Source organism: Acidimicrobiales bacterium (assembly GCA_041394245.1).
In the GTDB taxonomy this organism is placed as follows: domain Bacteria; phylum Actinomycetota; class Acidimicrobiia; order Acidimicrobiales; family Aldehydirespiratoraceae; genus JAJRXC01.
The window spans coordinates 596036-610494 of the sequence record JAWKIR010000002.1; the positions used below are offsets into that span (position 1 = coordinate 596036).

The 14459-nt window shown below is 67.2% G+C and carries 15 protein-coding genes and 1 riboswitch; of the genes, 8 read left to right on the forward strand and 7 right to left on the reverse strand.

Translation table 11 applies throughout. From position 1 onward, the window contains the following. The first annotated feature begins 31 nt into the window (after positions 1-31). Genes R2707_02970 through R2707_02985 form a run of 4 tightly spaced genes read left to right on the forward strand, consistent with a single transcriptional unit; the run spans position 32 to position 2645 of the window. Positions 32-496 carry a nuclear transport factor 2 family protein gene (locus R2707_02970; protein ID MEZ5244032.1) on the forward strand — a complete coding sequence of 155 codons (465 nt, stop codon included), beginning with the start codon at positions 32-34 and terminating at the stop codon, positions 494-496. After that, positions 493-960, forward strand: a complete 468-nt coding sequence (locus tag R2707_02975; GenBank protein ID MEZ5244033.1) for a VOC family protein — start codon at positions 493-495, stop codon at positions 958-960. Before R2707_02970 ends, R2707_02975 begins: the two co-directional genes overlap by 4 nt. Before the next feature lie 3 nt (positions 961-963). Next, entirely contained in the window at positions 964-2259 is a 1296-nt protein-coding gene (locus R2707_02980; protein MEZ5244034.1) for a sulfotransferase, read from the forward strand. After that, the gene (locus R2707_02985) at positions 2256-2645 is read left to right on the forward strand and encodes a hypothetical protein (GenBank protein ID MEZ5244035.1); all 390 of its coding nucleotides are present in this window, start codon (positions 2256-2258) and stop codon (positions 2643-2645) included. Before R2707_02980 ends, R2707_02985 begins: the two co-directional genes overlap by 4 nt. 97 nt (positions 2646-2742) lie before the next feature. Here R2707_02985 and R2707_02990 read toward each other — a convergent pair whose 3' ends face one another. From R2707_02990 to R2707_03015, 6 genes are all read right to left on the reverse strand, one after another. Continuing rightward, positions 2743-3498 carry an LLM class F420-dependent oxidoreductase gene (locus R2707_02990; protein MEZ5244036.1) on the reverse strand — a complete coding sequence of 252 codons (756 nt, stop codon included), beginning with the start codon at positions 3496-3498 and terminating at the stop codon, positions 2743-2745. 10 nt (positions 3499-3508) lie between these two features. Further along, entirely contained in the window at positions 3509-4714 is a 1206-nt protein-coding gene (locus tag R2707_02995; protein ID MEZ5244037.1) for an LLM class flavin-dependent oxidoreductase, read from the reverse strand. Between the two features lie 59 nt (positions 4715-4773). Further along, positions 4774-5580: a crotonase/enoyl-CoA hydratase family protein gene (locus R2707_03000; GenBank protein MEZ5244038.1), complete on the reverse strand. Its 807-nt coding sequence runs from the start codon at positions 5578-5580 to the stop codon at positions 4774-4776. Between the two features lie 77 nt (positions 5581-5657). Then, positions 5658-8561 carry an aminomethyl-transferring glycine dehydrogenase gene (gene gcvP / locus R2707_03005; GenBank protein MEZ5244039.1) on the reverse strand — a complete coding sequence of 968 codons (2904 nt, stop codon included), beginning with the start codon at positions 8559-8561 and terminating at the stop codon, positions 5658-5660. Between the two features lie 140 nt (positions 8562-8701). Next, positions 8702-8804: riboswitch (glycine riboswitch) on the reverse strand. A gap of 60 nt (positions 8805-8864) precedes the next feature. Continuing rightward, complete coding sequence (locus tag R2707_03010) at positions 8865-9653, reverse strand: type II CAAX endopeptidase family protein (GenBank protein MEZ5244040.1); 789 nt, start codon at positions 9651-9653, stop codon at positions 8865-8867. A 60-nt stretch (positions 9654-9713) separates the two neighbouring features. Next, entirely contained in the window at positions 9714-10841 is a 1128-nt protein-coding gene (locus R2707_03015; GenBank protein ID MEZ5244041.1) for a hypothetical protein, read from the reverse strand. Between the two features lie 61 nt (positions 10842-10902). On the opposite strand from R2707_03015, the gene R2707_03020 reads away from it, so the two are divergent. The 4 genes from R2707_03020 to R2707_03035 are packed head-to-tail and all read left to right on the forward strand — an operon-like array spanning position 10903 to position 13787. Then, the gene (locus tag R2707_03020) at positions 10903-11346 is read left to right on the forward strand and encodes an OB-fold domain-containing protein (protein ID MEZ5244042.1); all 444 of its coding nucleotides are present in this window, start codon (positions 10903-10905) and stop codon (positions 11344-11346) included. After that, on the forward strand, positions 11346-12533 hold the full coding sequence (locus tag R2707_03025) for a lipid-transfer protein (protein MEZ5244043.1): 1188 nt from the start codon (positions 11346-11348) through the stop codon (positions 12531-12533). The genes R2707_03020 and R2707_03025 overlap by 1 nt, the downstream gene beginning before the upstream one ends. Further along, a complete protein-coding gene (locus tag R2707_03030; protein ID MEZ5244044.1) occupies positions 12530-13294 on the forward strand; it encodes an enoyl-CoA hydratase family protein in 765 nt (254 codons plus the stop codon). Before R2707_03025 ends, R2707_03030 begins: the two co-directional genes overlap by 4 nt. Before the next feature lies 1 nt (position 13295). Further along, positions 13296-13787 carry an O-acetyl-ADP-ribose deacetylase gene (locus R2707_03035; protein MEZ5244045.1) on the forward strand — a complete coding sequence of 164 codons (492 nt, stop codon included), beginning with the start codon at positions 13296-13298 and terminating at the stop codon, positions 13785-13787. A 24-nt stretch (positions 13788-13811) separates the two neighbouring features. On the opposite strand, the gene R2707_03040 is transcribed toward R2707_03035, so the two are convergent. Continuing rightward, entirely contained in the window at positions 13812-14417 is a 606-nt protein-coding gene (locus tag R2707_03040; GenBank protein ID MEZ5244046.1) for a hypothetical protein, read from the reverse strand. Between the last annotated feature and the right edge of the window lie 42 nt (positions 14418-14459).

Here is a 14459-nt window from a genome sequence, read left to right on the forward strand (position 1 = left end):
CAACGCGAGTATCGCACTACCTTCGGGGGTCATGGCTTCGAACCCCGACACCCTCGCCGACATCGAGGCGATCCGGCAGTTGAAGGCCCGCTACTTCCGGTTGATGGACCAGAAGCGTTGGGACGACTGGCGCGACGTCTTCGTCGAGGAGGTCGAGATCCGTACACCCGACGACACCGGAGATCCGAATCCTGTCGTCGGTCGCGACGGATTCATCGACGGTCTTCGCGTCATGCTCGAGCCCGTCATCACGATCCACCACGGGCACATGTCCGAGATCGATGTCGACGGCGACTCGGCCAGCGGCGTCTGGTCGATGGAGGACCACCTGTTCTGGCCCCCCGAGTCGGGGCTGGGTCACATGTGGGGGACCGGATGGTACGAGGAGACGTATCGCCGTGGCGACGACGGCTCGTGGCGTATCGCCACCATGTATCTGCGTCGGATCCGAGTGGAATCCGACGGAAAGCAACTGTTCCCGAGGAGGAGCGAATGAGCGAGAACGTGACCCGTCAACGAGGCGTCAACCGGGTGGTGATGGCGGTACGCGACCTCGAGGCCGGACGGGAGTTCTACGAAAAGCTCCTCGGTTGCACATTCCACCCGGGCAACGACGAGGAGGCGGCGGCGTTCGGGGTCCGCATGAGCTTCAGCTGGGATGCCGGGATCGAGCTGATCTCGCCGATCGCAGGGCAGGGGAGCTTCGTCGAGTCGATCCTCGACGAGCGGGGCGAGGGTCTGATCGGTGTCGTGTGGGCGGTGGCCGACGCCGACGCGTCGAAGGAGGCCGGCGCCGAACTCGGTGTCTCCACCTTCCACACGCTCGACTACTCGCAGGAACAGATCGACAGCGATCTCCAGGGTCGGTTCCGTCGGTACTACGAGCACTTCATGGCCGGGCCGAAGACCCCGCTCGGGACCGCGTCGGTCCTGGTCGGCGAGTTCGATCTTCCGGAGTAGACGATGAACCGACCCGTACCGGAACGCATCGAGGACCTCGTCGCGCCGGTATTCCCGGCGGAGATCGCCGCGGCCTTCGACATGGTCGCCCCGATGGCCGAGGCCCTCGACTGGTCGCCCGATGCAATCCTCGGCCAGGCCTGCGCCGAGACCGGTCTCGACGACTTCGGCGACGACCTCCACGAGGCCCCGCTGTCGGTGCTGGCACCGGCGATGATCGGTGAGGGTGAACTCTCGACCCTCGGACAGTTGTCGAACCACGCCACGCTCGTCGAATGCGCCAAGCAGAAGCTGCTCGTTGCCGACCTGCTTCGCCGCCACCCCGAGATCCTCGACATCGAGATCGTCCGGCCTGTCGTCATCGCCGGCCAGGGCCGTACGGGCACGACGCACCTGCACAACCTGATGTCGAGCGATCGCTCGTTCCGGACGATGCCGTATTGGGAAAGTCTCGAACCGGTGCCGCCACTCGCCGAGCAGGGCGTGCAGCACGGCACCGACTTCACCGCGGATCCGCGCTACCAGCGCTGCGTCGAGCGCCTGGCCGGGCTGAACGGCGCGTTGCCGTACTTCAAGCGGATGCACGACATGTATCCCGAGCACGTCCACGAGGAGATCGCGTTGCTGACGATCCCGTACGGCGGCATGTCACCCGAGACGATGGCCGTGATGCCGACCTGGAGAGACTGGTACCTGGCCAGCGACCAGACCCCGTTCTACGAATACATGAAGACGATGCTGAAGGTGATGACCTTCCTGGGTCGCGGCACCGAACGCGAGGCGGATCGCTGGCTCCTCAAGTCGCCGCAGCACGTCGAACGCCTCAACGAGCTGATCACGGTGTTCCCCGACGCCACCGTCGTCTGCACACACCGCGATCCGGTGGCGGTCGCCAAGTCGATGGCGACGATGCTCACCTACACGTCACGCATGAGTCGTGATCCCGAGAAGCTGGCCGACGTCGGCCGCTACTGGATCGACCGGATGGGGCTCATGCTGCACGCCATGGCCGACCAACGGGACCTCCTGCCCGCCGATCAGTCGATCGACGTGAAGTTCCACGAGTTCATGGCCGACGACATCGGGATGGTCCGCCGCATCTACGAACTCGCCGAACACCCCTGGGACGCAACGACGGAAGCGGGGATGCACGCCTACATGGCGGATCACCCTCGCGGCGTCCATGGGAGCGTGACGTACCACATCGAGGAGGACTTCGGCGTCGACCCGGCCTCGCTCGCCGACGAGTTGCGCTTCTATGTGGATCGCTTCGACGTCGCAGTCGAGGGGCCGAAGTGAGCAGCACCGAAGCCTCCAAGGCCGCGCTGGCCCGCTGGTACGACGACATGTGGTTCCAGAAGAACTTCGATCTGGTGCCGGAGTGTGTCGGGCCGATCTACACGCGTCACGAAGCCGGTGGCACGCGGACCATCACCGCCGAGGAGTACCGCGACTTCCTCAACGTGGCGATGGTCGACGCCGAGATCGCCGACGGGCGCTACCGCCTGATCGCCGAAGACGACCATGTGGTGGCGATCGGATCGTGGACGTTCAACGGCCAGCAGTGGGACTGGGTCCAGGCGTTCCGGGTCGAGAACGACAAGCTCGTCGAGACGTGGCTCAGCGGCATCGGTTTCGACACCCTGTGGAGCCCCGAGGCCATCCGCCCCCCACGGGCCGATTGACCCCAACCCCGTCAAATCAAGGCGAGTTCGCCCGGGTTTCTCGGGTCGAATCACCTTAATTTGGTTGGGGGTGGGCTCCGGTGGCCGGGGTGGACGGTCAGGCGTCTCGCTGGTCGATCAGGGACTGGAGCGGGGCGAGGTCGAAGGGCGACGACATCATCACGATGACGTGATCCGCGCCGGCGTCGACGTAGCGGCCGATGTCGTGCACGTCGTCGCCCTGGACGGCGACCGTGCGTTCGATCTCGGACGGGTCGCGCCCGACCTTGGCACACCAATCGTCGAGCACACCGTTGAGCCGCTCCAGGTTCTCGGGCGGCCCGAAGGTGTTCCAGGCCTGGGCGTGCTCGGCGACGAGTCGCAGAGTGACCTTCTCGCCGGATCCGCCGATCAGGATCGGCAGCGACCCGACGGGCGGCGGATTGAGCTTGCCGAGCCGGTCCTTCATGCGACCGAGATCCGTCTCGAGCTGGCGCAGGCGCGAGCCCACCGTGCCGAACTCATAGCCGTATTCCGTGTAGTCGCGTTCGAACCATCCGGCGCCGACGGCCAGGTACATCCGTCCCTCGCTCACATGGTCGAGCGTGCGGGCCATGTCGGCCAGGAGTTCGGGATTGCGGTAGCTGTTGCCCGTGACGAGCGTGCCGAGCATCGCGTTGGAGGTGTCGGCGGCCATCGTGGACAGCAGCGTCCACGCCTCGAAGTGTGTGGCGTCGGGGTCGCCGAAGAGCGGGTAGAAGTGGTCCCAGATCCAGATGGAGTCGGCGCCCATCCGGTCGGCTGCCTGCCACGCCGTGCGCATCTCGGCGACCGACGTGCCCTGGGGTTGGATCTGGATTCCGACCTTGACCATCAGACGCCCCTCAGATCGAGATCGGGAACGCCGGCGGCTCGGCCATGTCGACGATCGGATCGACCGGGCCGTTGAACATCGGGAATCGCCGCTCGGCCGCCTCGCGCTGACGGGTCGTCGAGTGGACGGGGTCCTTGTCGAACTCGGGGATCACGTACTTGCCGAAGACCTCGATCATCTCGATGGTCTGCTCATGGGTGTAGCCCTCGTCGGGCGTGCCGAACGCGACCTGGTCACAACCGACCTTCTCGTAGGCCTGCACCTGCTCGCAGACCTCCTCGGGGTTGCCGCAGAGCATGTAGCCCTCGCGGATCGCGTAGTCGAGGGTGTCGTCGTCGAGCTCGAACTTGTTGGTGGGGTGCGGCCAGACGATGGCGTCGGGGCTCTGGGGCATCGAGTCGTGGTAGAGGTTCACCATGGTGACGCGATAGCCGCGCAGGTTGCGCTTCGCCATGGCCCGGGCCTCTTCGCGGTCCTCGAGGCAGATGACCGCGTTGGTCATCATGACGTTGTTGTTCTGGAACTGCCCGATCTGGTCGGTGACGTTCTCGGCCGCTTCCTTGTAGGCCTCGACACGGCCCTTGAGATTGTGGATCGGCTCGAAGTTGAACGCGATCGCCCCGATGCCGTGGCCGCCGGCCTTCGCGAAGGTGGCGGGGTTGCCGCAGGCGACCCACATCGGGGGGTGGCCCTTGCCGTAGGGCTTCGGGAGGATGTTGTGGGGCTTCGGCACCGAGAAGTGCTCGCCCTCGTAGGAGTAGTCCTTCTGTTCCCACATGCGGGGGATCTCGTGGGCGACCTCGTCCCACATCGACTTGGTGACGGAGAGCTCCGTGCCGCCGAAGGTGGCGACCTCGTGGCTGCCGGCGCCGCGGCCGGTGCCGAACTCGAAGCGGCCCTCCGACAGGTGATCCATCATCGCGGCGCGCTCGGCGATCCGGACCGGGTGTTCCTTCGTTGTCGGGAACGAGGTGATGGCCGAGCCGACATGGATGCGTTCGGTCTTCGCGGCGACGTAGCCCATGAACGGGTAGGGCGCCGACATGTGGCTGTACTCGGTCAGGGCGTGGTGCTCGCCGAACCAGGTGTACTTCCAGTTGAACTTGTCGGCGTGGATCGCGTACTCCGCCTCACGCATGAGCATGAGGTGCTCGGATTCGGGATCGTGCGCTGCCGGGCCCGGCAGGTAGCCGTTGAAGAAGAGGCCGAACTCCATGGGTGCTCCTGTAGGTGAAGAAAAGTAGAACGCGTTCCGGTTTTACCGTACCGCAGAAGTCAGGTGCCGGTGAACTTCGGGGTGCGCTTCTCGGCAAAGGCTTTCGGGCCTTCCTTGGCGTCGTTGCTGGCGAAGACGGCCTGGCCGTATTCCCATTCGTGACGCAGCGCATCGTCGAGTTCCATGCCGTCGCACTCGTGGAGTGTGCGGGTGATGGCTGCGGTCGCGAGCGGGCCGTTCTCGGCGACCACGTTGGCCAGTTCCATCGCCTTTTCGAGCGCGGATCCGTCGGGGACGACATGGCCGATCAGACCGATGTCCTTCGCCTCGGGGGCGAGCAGGTGCTTGCCGGTCAGCAGGATCTCGGCGGCCTGGGTGTAGGGGATCTGGCGGGGGAGGCGCACGGCCGAACCTCCCATCGGATAGAGCGACCAGCGAGCTTCGCTCACGCCGAACCGGGCGCTCTCGCCGGCGACGCGGATCTCCATCGCCTGGAGCAGTTCGGTGCCGCCGGCGATGGCGACTCCCTCGACTGCGGCGACGATCGGCTTCGTCGGGCGGTAGTGGCGGAACAGCGCTTTGTAGACGATGTCGGGGTCCTCCGCCATGCGCGCTGCGGTGTCCATCGGGTCACCGTCCTTGGCATCGCCCGCCATCGCCCGCAGGTCGGCGCCGGCGCAGAAGTTGCCGCCGGCGCCGGTCACGACGATGCAGCGGATGTCGGGGTCGTTCGACGCCTCCTCGTACGCGTCGTACATGCGGATCAGCATGGCGCCCGACAGCGCGTTGAAACGCTCGGGTCGGTTCATGGTCAGGATCAGGATGTGTCCGTCGCGCTCGACGAGAAGATCGTGGGTTTCAGCCATGGCCGAAAACCTACGCCCGCACCCTCCTCACCCCGAAATCAGGGCGGGTCGACCACCGTTTCGGGGGTCAACCCGCCTTAATTTGCGGGTGGGGTGGCGAGGTCCTCGATGGGGGGGCAGCTGCAGACGAGGTGGCGGTCGCCCTGGACGCCGTCGATACGACTGACGGGCGGCCAGTACTTGTTCTCGCGGGCGAAGTCGTCGGGGTAGACGGCCTGTTCGCGGGTGTAGGGATGGGGCCACTCGTCGGCGGTCGCTTCCGCTGCGGGATGGGGAGCGTTGACGAGTGGGTTGTCGTCGGCGGGCCAGTGGCCGGCCTCGACCTGCTTGGCCTCGGCATGGATCGCGATCATGGCGTCGCAGAACCGATCGAGCTCCTCGATGCCCTCCGACTCGGTCGGCTCGACCATCAGGGTGCCGGCGACCGGGAACGACATCGTCGGCGCGTGGAACCCGAAGTCGATCAGCCGCTTCGCGATGTCGTCGACCTCGATGCCGGCCTCTGCCTTGAGCACGCGGGTGTCGAGGATGCACTCGTGGGCGACCCGGCCGCTCGCGCCCGTGTAGAGGACGGGGTAATGGTCGCGCAGCCGGGTGGCGATGTAGTTGGCGTTGAGGATCGCCATCTCGGTCGCCTCCCGGAGACCGGCGCCGCCCATCATCCGGATGTACATCCAGGGAATCGCGAGGATGCCGGCCGACCCCCACGGTGCCGCCGCGATCGGGCCGGCCCCGGTGGGCGGACCGGCGACGGGGTTCAGCGGATGGTTGGGGAGGAACGGCACGAGGTGGGCACCCACACCGATCGGTCCCACTCCCGGCCCGCCGCCGCCGTGCGGGATGCAGAACGTCTTGTGGAGGTTGAGGTGGCTCACATCGGCGCCGAACTTGCCCGGCTGGGCGAGGCCGACCATGGCGTTGAGGTTGGCGCCGTCGAGATACACCTGGCCACCGGCATCGTGGACCATCTCGCAGATCCGGCGGATCTCGACCTCGAACACGCCGTGGGTCGACGGGTAGGTGACCATGAGCGTCGAGAGCCGGTCCCGGTGCTCGCTCACCAGCTTGTCGAGATGCGCGAGGTCGACGTTGCCGAGGCTGTCGCACTCGACGACGACGACCTTCATGCCCGCCATGACGGCGCTGGCGGCGTTGGTGCCATGGGCCGACGACGGGATGAGACACACGTCGCGCTCGTGGTCGCCGCGCGATCGGTGGTAGGCCCGGATGGCGAGCAGGCCGGCCAGCTCGCCCTGGGCCCCCGAGTTCGGCTGGAGCGACACGGCTGCGTAGCCGGTGATCTCGACCAGCCAGCGTTCGAGCTGGTCGATCATCCGCTGGTAGCCGACCGTCTGGTCGACCGGCGCGAACGGGTGGATCTTCGCGAACTCCGGCCAGCTGATCGGCTCCATCTCGGTCGCCGCGTTGAGCTTCATGGTGCAGCTCCCGAGCGGGATCATCGACCGATCGAGGGCGATGTCGCGATTCACGAGCTTGCGCATGTAGCGCACCAGCTCGGTCTCGCTGCGATAGGCGGAGAAGATCGGATGCGACAGCGCCGGCGACGTACGGCGCAGCTCGGCCGGCCGGGGGTCGTCGACGGTCGCGTCGAGCCGGTCGAGGTCGGCGTCGACGCCGAACGCACGCCAGACGGTCTCGACCACCTCGCGACCGGTTGTCTCGTCGAGCGATGCGGCGACCGTGTCGGCATCGATCCGGCGGAGATTGATGCCCTCGGCGAGGGCGATCGCCATGACCTTGTCGGCCCGACCGGGCACGCGGGCGCACACGGTGTCGAAGAACCGGTCGTGGACGACCTCGACGCCGCCTTCGCGGAGGCCTTGGGCGAGCACTGCTGCGAGACGGTTGACCCGGCGGGCGATCCGGCGCAGACCGACGGGTCCGTGGTGCAGTGCATACATCGACGCCATCACCGCGAGCAGCACCTGCGAGGTACAGATGTTGGAGGTCGCCTTCTCCCTGCGGATGTGTTGTTCGCGGGTCTGCAGCGCGAGGCGCAGCGCCGGGCGGCCGGCGGTGTCGACCGAGACACCGACGAGTCGGCCCGGCAACGAACGCTGGTGGCTTTCGCGGACTGCGAAGTAGGCCGCGTGGGGACCGCCGAAGCCCATCGGCACGCCGAAGCGTTGCGTCGAGCCGAGCACGACGTCGGCACCGAGCTCGCCGGGTGGGGTGAGGACCGTGAGTGCGAGCGGGTCGGCGGCGACGGCGACGAGGGTGTCGGCCGCCTTGCAGCGCTCGACGATCGCCGCGAGGTCGGGGATCGCCCCGGTGGTGCCGGGGTACTGCACGAGGACGGCGTAGACGCCGTCGAGGTCGGCGTGCCGCGGATCGGCGATCACGGTCTCGAGGCCGATGGGCTCGGCCCGGGTCTCGACGACGGCGATCGTCTGGGGATGGCATTCCGGGTCGATGAGGAAGCGGTCGCCGGCGGCGCCGCGGCTGAGACGATGCAGCATCGTCATCGCCTCCGCAGCGGCGGTTCCCTCGTCGAGGAGCGACGCATTGGCCATGTCCATGCCGCTCAGTTCCGCGACCATGGTCTGGAAGTTCAGCAGGGCCTCGAGCCGGCCCTGTGAGATCTCGGGCTGGTAGGGGGTGTAGGCGGTGTACCAGCCCGGGTTCTCCATGATGTTGCGACGAATCACGGGGGGCGTGATCGTGTCGTGGTAGCCCATCCCGATCAGCGAGGTCAGGGGCCGGTTGGCGGATGCGATGGCCCGCAGTTCGTCCTGGGCGGCCTGCTGTCCGACCGGGTCGGGGAGCTGGATCGGGGTGGTCATCAAGATGTCGGCCGGCACGGTCTGTTGCACCAGTTCCTCGACGGAGTCGACCCCGAGGACCGAGAGCATGGCCTCGCGGTCGCGAAGGGTGGGTCCGATGTGGCGGCCGACGAAGGCGTCGCGGCCCTCGAGTTCGACGAGCGTCGGTCGGTCACTGGCATTCGAGCTGAGTGTCACGGGGAACTCCGGGGTCGCGAGCGAGGTTTCCCCGCTCGGTCCGGAGGCCTGAGAGCTTCACGTCGGCCGGTCGCCCGATCTTCGCTTTCCCCTTCGGCGGATGCCCGACCTCGCGGCCGGCATCACTCTCCCGAGACGCCCACGCAGTGGCGGTCGGGGTGCCTGAGAGGTTCCCGGGGAGGTTGCTCCTTCGGCGGATGCCCGAGCCCGAGGGTTCGCACATCGCTCTCCCGCCGCTGCAGACGACGTGGGGTGAAAGGTAACAGTCCTCTGATGGTCGATGGTGGTCCGGCCACGAAGATGTCAGGAAAGGTCGATGAGCAGGAAGATCATCCCGATCGCGTTGACGTACATGTGGGCGGCGATCGAGGCCCCGATCCGTCCGGTGACGAGCCGGCCGAGTCCGATGGCGAGGCCGAGCATGAAGAGGACAGGTGTCCGGACCGGCTCGAGATGCACGAGCGCGAAGATGCCGCTGGTCAACACGAGGATGACCACCGGGTGCATTCCCCGCTTCTCGAGGGCGCTCCACCACAGGCCGCGGTAGACGAGCTCCTCCACCAGGGGGATGAGCGTCGCTGCGAGGAAGGCGAAGACGTAGATCCAGATCGTGAGGCCGTTGCCGCCTTCGCTGTCCTCCACGAGTTCGGCTGCGGACGCCGTCGGCTCCTGGTCGAAGAGTTCGAAGATGAGGCTGGCGGTGATGCCCGCGAGGATGAGTCCAGCGACGCAGAGTGCCGCGCCGACGGCGACGTCGCCGAATTTCACCTGCAGTCCGAGGTCGCGCGACAGCCCGGCCCCTCGTGCCCGCGCGATCCAGGTGACATGTCCGAGCTGGATCAGGGGCGGGACGGCGACGACCGCCGGCAGCCAGAACCCGGTGATGACCGTGCCGTCGATCGCGAAATAGGCGACGAATCCGATGGCGATGGAGACGGTGAAGAACAGCGCCATGGACAGCAGGGCGTCGCCGATGCCCCAGCGCGACACCTCGTGGTCGTAGGTCGCTCGGTGGATCGACCCGGAGGGCCCCGGCGGGGCCGGCGGTGGCAGTCGCGGTGGGGGCGGCGGTGGCGGCGGCAGGGGAGCCATGTGCGCGCCAGCGTAGGACCGACGCAGCGCGTAGGGGTGGAGGCGAGGAGGGCGGAGGTACTAGGGGTGGACGTCGCCCTGATCGTGGAGGTTCATCTTCTCGAACGGGCCGAAGAAGCCGTGTTCGTAGAGGCCGTAGCCCGTCTTGCCGTCGTAGGTGAACTCGCCGACCGAGTCGACCACGCCGTACTGGGCGAGTGGCCTGATCTCGTCGACCTGGTACTCGAGCGCCTGGACGACCTCCTCCTCGCCCTGCCACATGCCGTGGCGCCAGTCCTCGTCCATCCCGTAGCCGGTGCCGATCGAGATGAAGTTGGTGAGCAGCGGCTTGCAGTCGACGGTGATCGGACCCTCGGGGGCGTCGGGGAACGTGATCCGACTGCCGCTCAGGAGGCGAGTGCCCGGAATCATGTCGTGCTCCCACTGCGGATGGCCGAGCCATTCGGGCTCGCGAGTCGGGTCCTTCCAGACCCGCATCGCCTCTTCCAGCGGCCGGTTCTCGGACGGCTCCTCGTGGCACATGTAGATGATCGAATGGTCGCCGAAGTCCATCGGCATGTAGTTCCACATGCCGGCCATGGTGTGGATCGACTGGCGGATGCCGTCGGGTTGCTTCTCGCCGACGGGACGGACACCCCAGCTGCGGTCGCGGGACCCGCCGCAGATGTCGGGTGTCACCGCGATCTCCTCGCCGGCGATGGTGATCTGTCCCTCCCAGCGGCCGCACTGGGCGAAGCGCTGGGTGTCGAACATGACGGTGCCGCGACTGCGGATGTATTGCCGGGGCTCCTCGAACGCAGGGTGGCTACCCGTCCACGTGATGTCCATCGAGATGTCGGCCTCGTTGGGTTCGACCACGACCCGCAGTTTGTGGAGCGGCTCGATGATCTCGATCCGAAACGGACCGACCGAGATGTCCATGCGGTCCTCGAGCGGCTTCGACGCCCGCATGATGCGTTGCACGCCGTTGCGGGTCACCGCCAGGAACGCGTCGGTCGTGCCGAGGTTGGGGTAGACGCCGAGGCCGAAGATCGCGAAGTACTCGTCGGAGCTGGGGTGGAGGTTGAAGTAGTAGCGGTCGTAGAAGTTCCGATCGCTGGTCGCCACGTGCCGGATGTACTCCGACGTCTGGTGAACGGGGAAGTCGTCCCAACTGGAGATGCTCTGGTTGTACTGGCTTGCGTTCATGGTCGGTGACGGTAACCGTTACTCTGACGGTGCGTCAGATTCCCGACGGGAGACAACCACCGTGACGAAGCAGCGAGTGCCAGTGGTCGAAGGCATGTTCACCATGGACGACGAGCCCCGGCTCATCGGCGGCAAGGTGCCCGGACGGGAGACGTACTTCTTCCCGAAGCATGTCGCCGGAGGCGACCCGGCCGCAGTCGGGGCGGAGCTGGAGGAGGTCCTGCTCTCGCGGACCGGCACCGTCTGGTCCTACACGTCCTCGGACTATCAGCCCCCGCCACCCTTCGTCCCCAACACCGACCCGTACGAGCCGATCACCATCGCCGCGGTCCAGCTCGAGAAGGAACAGATGGTCGTGCTGGGGCAGTGCGTGCAGGGCGTCACCCCCGCCGACCTCTCGGTCGGCACCGAGGTCGAGTTGGTCCTCGACACCCTCTACGAAGACGACGAGAACGAATACATGGTCTGGAAATGGAAGCCCGTGCACGCAGGGGAGAACGGCTGATGGAAGAGATCGCGATCCTCGGCGTGGGTATGCACCCGTGGGGCAAGTGGGGCCGGAACTTCACCGACTACGGCACCGTTGCCGCCCGTGAGGCGTTGGCCGACGCAGGAGTCGACTGGAACGACGTCGGCTTCGTCTCCGGCGCGATCACGGTGCGATGTGGCTACCCGGGCTACGTCGCCGGATCGACCTTCGCCCAGAAGCTCGGCTTCAACGGCGCCCAGGTCGCCTCCTCCTACGCCGCATGCGCCTCGGGTGCGACGGCGTTGCAGGTGGCTCGGGGTCAGATCCTCTCGGGGGCGACCGACGTCGCCCTGATCGTCGGGGCCGACACCACACCCAAGGGCTTCCTCGCCCCCAACGAGGGCGATCGTCCCGACGACATGGACTGGCTGCGGTTCAAGCTCGTGGGGGCCACGAATCCCGTCTACTTCGGTTTGCAGGCCCGCCGCCGGATGGATGTCTACGGCGCCACCCAGGAGGACTTCGCCCGGGTGAAGGTCAAGAACAGCCGCCACTCGGTCCACAACCCGAGGGCACGGTTCACGAAGGAATACGACATCGACGACGTCATGAACTCGCCGGTCGTGTCCGACCCGCTGCGGCTGCTCGACATCTGTGCGACATCCGACGGTGGCGCCGCCATCGTGGTGTCGTCGATGGAGTACGCCAGGGCCCATGGCCACGCCGACCCGGTCCGTGTCGCAGGGATCTCCACCGTCACGCCGACCTTCCCCGACACCGTCATCGACCTGCCCTACATCGCGACCGACTCGGCCGGGGCCACGAGTCGGCCCGAGCGCGGCTTCAAGCAGTCGATCGGCGACCGGGTCTACGCCGAGGCCGGCCTGGGCCCCGACGACATCGATGTCGCCGAGGTCTACGACCTCTCGTCGGCGCTGGAGCTCGACTGGTACGAGCAGCTCGGTTTCTGTCCCGAGGGCGAGGCCGAGAAGCTCCTCAACGACGGCGTGACCACCATCGGCGGTCGACTCCCCGTGAATCCCTCGGGTGGCCTCGGTGCATTCGGCGAAGCCGTGCCCGCACAGGCGATCGCCCAGGTGTGCGAGCTCACGTGGCAGCTCCGCGGCCAGGCCGAAGGCCGCCAGGTCGAGGGGGCAAAGGTCGGCATCACCGCCAACCAGGGCCTTTTCGGTCACGGATCCTCGGTGCTGGTGCGCAAGTGACCATCCACGAGGCTCTCACCGACGACGGCGTGCTCGAGCTCGTCATGGACAACCCGAAGGTGAACGCGTTGCCGATCGCCGACACGCTCCGCATCGCCGAGGTGCTCGACGGCATTCGACACCGACCCGAGGTCACGGCGGTGATCCTCACCGCCGCCGGGCGCGGGTTCTGCGCGGGCGTCGACATCAAGGAGATGCAGGCGATGCCCGGCAACGAGGGGATCCTCGGGGTCAACCAGGCCTGCTTCGACGCATTCCGCGCCGTCTACGAGTGCGCCGTGCCGGTGATCTGTGCGGTCAACGACTTCTGCTTGGGAACGGGGATCGGGCTGGCCGGGAGCGCCGACATCGTCGTCGCTGCCGAGGGTGCGAAGTTCGGACTTCCCGAGATCGACAACGGCGCGCTCGGCGCCGCGACCCACCTTGGTCGACTGGTGCCCGAGAAGCATCTCCGGTGGATGCTCTACAGCTGTGAGCCGGTGACGGCCGAACAGCTCGCCGACTGGGGCACCGTCCTGCGGGTCGTCCCGCTCGACGAGCTCATGGAGACCGCCCGAGAAGTCGCACGCGTGGTGGCGTCGAAACACCCGACCGTCATGCGAGCCGCCAAACGGTCGCTCAACGGCATCGACGACGACCCGAGCCGCAGCTATCGCTACGAGCAGGGCTTCACCTTCGAGCTGAACCTCCACGGGCTCGGCGAAGAGGCCCGCGAGGCCTTCGTCAAGGGCGAGCGCGAGAGCAACTCCGCTGCCGGCTGAGATCTCCGTCGTTCGCGGCGACATCACCACCATCGCAGTCGACGCCATCGTCAACGCGGCGAATGCCGCGCTCGCTGGTGGGGGCGGTGTCGACGGTGCGATCCACCGTGCCGGTGGCCCTTCGATCATGGCGGCGTGCCGTCGGATCGGCGGGTGCGATCCCGGCGACGCGGTGGCGACCCCCGCCGGTGATCTACCTGCGAAGTGGGTGATCCACACCGTGGGTCCGATCTGGACCGACGACGACGCCGACCAGCACCGTGAGACCCTGGCGTCGGCCTATCGGCGCTGCATCGAGGTCGCCGACGACCTGGGTGCCCGGTCGGTCGCGTTCCCCAACATCAGCACGGGTGTCTACCGGTTCCCGAAGCCGCTCGCCGCCGACATCGCCGTCGCCACGGTGCGGTCCGCCCTCCCGAGCACGTCGATCGAGCGGGTCTTGTTCGTCTGCTTCGACGACGAGAACGAGCTGCTCTACCGCGACCGGGTCTGACGCTTCCCAGACGTCGTCGGCGAGCTATTCCCGGACGTCGTATGCGACGTTGATCTGGTTCGTCACCCCAGTCGGCAACGCGGCGCGGACAGCGGCGAACACGGCCTGTGCGAGCGATGCGCGCTGTTCCTTGGTCGTCGATGCAGGACCGTAGGTCGTGGCCTGGATGTTGCGCCGGTGACGGGTGACGACCGTGTCGAACGGTCCTTCGAGTCCGAGACGATCGGCAATGCCGGCAACGGCGCCACGGGCAGCGTCGGTGAGCCGGGGGAGGGGCTCGCCCTGGAGGCCCTCGACGGCCTCCACGAGCTCATCGCCGAGTCCGTCGACCATGGCGGCGGCGAAGGGCCACAGCTCGTTGGCGCTACGGTTCGTGTCGATCACGAGCGGGATGTGTTGGCGTACGACGCAGCCCACACCGGCATCGGGTCGGCCGTCGGGTGTGCCGAGTGCGACGGCGGCATCGATGCCGTCGTCGAGCGGGCAGACGTCGTCGATCGCGGAGCAGGGCCAGCGATGGCCGGCCGCCCCGTCGGGATGACACCCGATGACCTCGTGGCCGTTGCGCTCGAGCGGTTCGGCCGCTTCGCGAAACTGACCGTCGTTGTCGGCGAGGAGAAGAATCCGCATGCCCGCACCTTCGCAGCGCGCCGGCGCGGCCTGAAGGGCCGA

Excerpts from the sequence above, each read along its gene's own strand:
- R2707_03010 (MEZ5244040.1), bottom strand. The coding sequence starts at position 9,653 with ATGGCTCCCCTGCCGCCGCCACCGCCGCCCCCACCGCGACTGCCACCG.
- R2707_02995 (MEZ5244037.1), bottom strand. The coding sequence starts at position 4,714 with ATGGAGTTCGGCCTCTTCTTCAACGGCTACCTGCCGGGCCCGGCAGCG.
- R2707_02980 (MEZ5244034.1), top strand. The coding sequence starts at position 964 with ATGAACCGACCCGTACCGGAACGCATCGAGGACCTCGTCGCGCCGGTA.
- R2707_03025 (MEZ5244043.1), top strand. The coding sequence starts at position 11,346 with ATGGAAGAGATCGCGATCCTCGGCGTGGGTATGCACCCGTGGGGCAAG.
- R2707_03000 (MEZ5244038.1), bottom strand. The coding sequence starts at position 5,580 with ATGGCTGAAACCCACGATCTTCTCGTCGAGCGCGACGGACACATCCTG.
- R2707_02975 (MEZ5244033.1), top strand. The coding sequence starts at position 493 with ATGAGCGAGAACGTGACCCGTCAACGAGGCGTCAACCGGGTGGTGATG.
- R2707_03015 (MEZ5244041.1), bottom strand. The coding sequence starts at position 10,841 with ATGAACGCAAGCCAGTACAACCAGAGCATCTCCAGTTGGGACGACTTC.
- R2707_02990 (MEZ5244036.1), bottom strand. The coding sequence starts at position 3,498 with ATGGTCAAGGTCGGAATCCAGATCCAACCCCAGGGCACGTCGGTCGCC.
- R2707_03040 (MEZ5244046.1), bottom strand. The coding sequence starts at position 14,417 with ATGCGGATTCTTCTCCTCGCCGACAACGACGGTCAGTTTCGCGAAGCG.
- R2707_02970 (MEZ5244032.1), top strand. The coding sequence starts at position 32 with ATGGCTTCGAACCCCGACACCCTCGCCGACATCGAGGCGATCCGGCAG.